Origin of the sequence: Burkholderia sp. AU28863 (assembly GCF_002223195.1) — a bacterium.
GTDB classification, from domain to species: domain Bacteria; phylum Pseudomonadota; class Gammaproteobacteria; order Burkholderiales; family Burkholderiaceae; genus Burkholderia; species Burkholderia sola.
Window position 1 is genome coordinate 1 of sequence record NZ_NKFE01000012.1, and the last position, 3633, is coordinate 3633.

General features: G+C 66.8%; 1 protein-coding gene. It reads right to left on the reverse strand.

The genetic code is table 11. The features are described 5' to 3' along the window. The coding region (locus CFB81_RS34655; protein ID WP_089438200.1) for a DUF3400 domain-containing protein at window positions 1–3633 on the reverse strand (3633 nt) is incomplete at both ends.

Sequence of the window (3633 nt, forward strand, 5' to 3'; positions counted from 1 at the left end):
CACGCGCTCGATCCCGCCATGGTTGGCCCGTGCGACATAATCGGCCATCCAGTTCTCGCCGAGCACCTGACGCGCGATCTCGACCACGATGTAGTCGGCCTCCAGGTTCGCGTCCTCGTTGTAGCGCGACAGCCCCTGCAGGCACGACGGGCAGCTCGTCAGGATCTTCACGTCCGGGCCGTTCGCTCCCGCGGCCGCCGGCGCCGCCGCATCGCCCGCCACCACCGGAATCGCACGCAGCTTCGCCGCCCCCTTGCGGATCTCCTCCTCCTTGCGGAAGCGCACCTGCGTCGACACGTCCGGCCGCGTGACCGCCAGCGTGCCCGACTCGCCGCAGCAGCGATCGTTCTTCTCGATCCTGTAGCCGTCTTTCTCCGCGCCCATCAGCTCGTTGACCAGCTTCACCGGGTCGATCGTCTTGATCGGCGTGTGGCACGGGTCGTGATACATGTAGCGCGTGCCCGTCACCCCGTCGAGCTTCATCCCCTTCTCGAGCAGGAACTCGTGGATGTCGATGATCCGGCAGCCCGGGAAGATCTTGTCGAATTCGTAACCCGCGAGCTGGTCGTAGCAGGTGCCGCACGACACCACCACCGTCTTGATGTCCAGGTAGTTCAGCGTGTTCGCGACCCGGTGGAACAGCACGCGGTTGTCCGTCACGATCTTCTCGGCCTTGTCGTACTGCCCCGAGCCGCGCTGCGGATAGCCGCAGCACAGGTAGCCCGGCGGCAGCACCGTCTGCACGCCCGCCTCCCACAGCATCGCCTGCGTCGCCAGCCCCACCTGCGAGAACAGCCGCTCCGAGCCGCAGCCCGGGAAGTAGAACACCGCTTCCGAATCGACCGTCGTCGACTTCGGGTTGCGGATGATCGGCACGATCTTGTTGTCCTCGATGTCCAGCAGCGCCCGCGCCGTCTTCTTCGGCAGGTTGCCCGGCATCTTCTTGTTCACGAAGTGGATCACCTGCTCGACCGCCGGCGGCTTGCCCGTCGTCGCCGGCGGGTGCTGCGTCTGCTTCGTCACGACCTTCTTCAGCATGTCGTTCGCGAAGCGCTGCACCTTGTAGCCCACGCCCATCATCACGCCGCGCGCGAGGTTGATCGTCTGCGGATTGGTCGCGTTCAGGAAGAACATCCCCGCCGCATTGCCGGCGTTGAACTTCTTCTTGCCCATCTTGCGCAACAGGTTGCGCATGTTCATCGTCACGTCGCCGAAGTCGATCTTCACCGGGCACGGCGTCGCGCACTTGTGGCACACCGTGCAGTGGTCGGCCACGTCGTTGAACTCGTCCCAGTGCTTGATCGACACGCCGCGGTGCGTCTGCTCCTCGTACAGGAACGCCTCGACCAGCAGCGACGTCGCCAGGATCTTGTTGCGCGGGCTGTACAGCAGGTTCGCGCGCGGCACGTGCGTCGCGCACACCGGCTTGCACTTGCCGCAGCGCAGGCAGTCCTTCACCGAATCGGCGATCGCCCCGATGTCGGACTGCTGCATGATCAGCGATTCGTAGCCCATCAGCCCGAAGCTCGGCGTGTACGCGTTGCGCAGATCGGCGCCGTCGAGCAGCTTGCCCTTGTTGAAGCGGCCGTTCGGGTCCACGCGCTGCTTGTACGCGCGGAATTCGGCGATCTCGTCCTCGGTCAGGAATTCGAGCTTCGTGATGCCGATCCCGTGTTCGCCGGAAATCACGCCGTCGAGCGAGCGCGCCAGCGTCATGATGCGGGCCACCGACGCGTGCGCGTCCTGCAGCATCTCGTAGTTGTCGGAGTTGACCGGGATGTTCGTATGGACGTTGCCGTCGCCCGCGTGCATGTGCAGCGCGACGAACACGCGCCCGCGCAGCACGCGCTTGTGGATCGCCTGCGCTTCGTCGAGGATCGGCTTGAACGCGCCGCCGTTGAAGATCGCGCGCAGCTCCGCGCGGATCTCCTGCTTCCACGAAATCCGCACCGTGCGGTCCTGCGTGATGTGGAACACGGTCGCGCCCGGCTGCTCGTCCGCGCGATCGGCGAACTTCTCCGCAAGCGCCTCGTAGCCGAGCTGCACCAGGTAGTGCTGCGCCTCGCGCAGCGGCTGGTCGAGCCGGTCGCGCACGAATTCCCAGCGTGCCCGCACGCGCTTGAGCAGCTCCAGCGCCTGCTGCACGCGGTCTTCCAGCAGTTCGGCGCTCGGGATCTCGTTCGCGTCGTCGGTCTTGCCGAGCGGCAGGTTGCCGCCCTTGAAGAACGCTTCGAGCGCGTCGACCAGCTGCAGCTTGTTCTTCAGCGACAGCTCGATGTTGATCCGCTCGATGCCGTCGGTGTACTCGCCCATCCGGTTCAGCGGGATCACCACGTCCTCGTTGATCTTGAACGCGTTCGTGTGCTTGGCGATCGCCGCCGTGCGGCTGCGGTCGAGCCAGAAGCGCTTGCGCGCCTCCGCGCTGACCGCGACGAAGCCTTCGCCGCTCTTGCCGTTCGCCATCCGGATCACCTCGGACGTCGCGTGCGCGACCGCATCCGCATCGTCGCCGACGATGTCGCCGATCAGCACCATCTTCGGGAAGGCATTGCGCTTGCTCTTGGTCGCGTAGCCGACCGCGCGCAGGTAGCGCTCGTCGAGGTGCTCGAGGCCCGCGAGGATCGCGCCGCCCTGCTTCGACGTCTCGAACAGGTAGTCCTTGATCTCGACGATGCTCGGGATCGCCTCGCGCGCCTGGCCGAAGAATTCGAGGCACACGGTGCGCGTGTGCGCGGGCATCTTGTGCAGCACCCAGCGCGCGGACGTGATAAGCCCGTCGCAGCCTTCCTTCTGCACGCCCGGCAGGCCGGCGAGGAACTTGTCGGTCACGTCCTTGCCGAGCCCTTCCTTGCGGAACCGGCGGCCCTCGATCTCGAGCATCTCCGTCTTGAGCAGCTTCTCGCCGGGCGCGTACGCGCCGTCGAACCACTTCAGCTCGAAGCGCGCGACCGCGATGTCGTGGATCTTGCCCTGGTTGTGCTCGTGGCGCGTGACTTCGAGCCAGTTGCCGTCCGGGTCGACCATTCGCCACCATGCGAGGTTGTCGAGCGCGGTGCCCCACAGCACGGCCTTCTTGCCGCCCGCGTTCATCGCGACGTTGCCGCCGATGCACGACGCGTCGAGCGAGGTCGGATCGACCGCGAACACGTAGCCGGCCGCTTCGGCCGCCTCGGTGACGCGGCGCGTGACGACGCCCGCGCCGGAGAAGATCGTCGGCACCTTGTGCGCGACGCCCGGCAGCTCGGTCAGCTCGACCGCGCCGAGCTGTTCGAGCTTCTCGGTGTTGATCACCGCGGAGAACGGCGTGAGCGGCACCGCGCCGCCCGTGTAGCCGGTGCCGCCGCCGCGCGGGATCACGGTCAGGCCGAGCTCGAAGCACGCCTTGATCAGCGCGGCGATCTCGGCTTCGGTGTCCGGCGTCAGCACGACGAACGGGTATTCGACGCGCCAGTCGGTCGCGTCCGTCACGTGCGACACGCGCGACAGCCCGTCGAAGCGGATGTTGTCCTTCTGCGTGCAGCGGCCGAGCGCCTTGGTCGCGCGGCGGCGCAGCTCGGCCATCTTGTCGAATTCGTCGGCGAATTCGTTGACCGCGCGCTGCGCGGCGCTCTCGAGCATCTCGACGCGCGATGC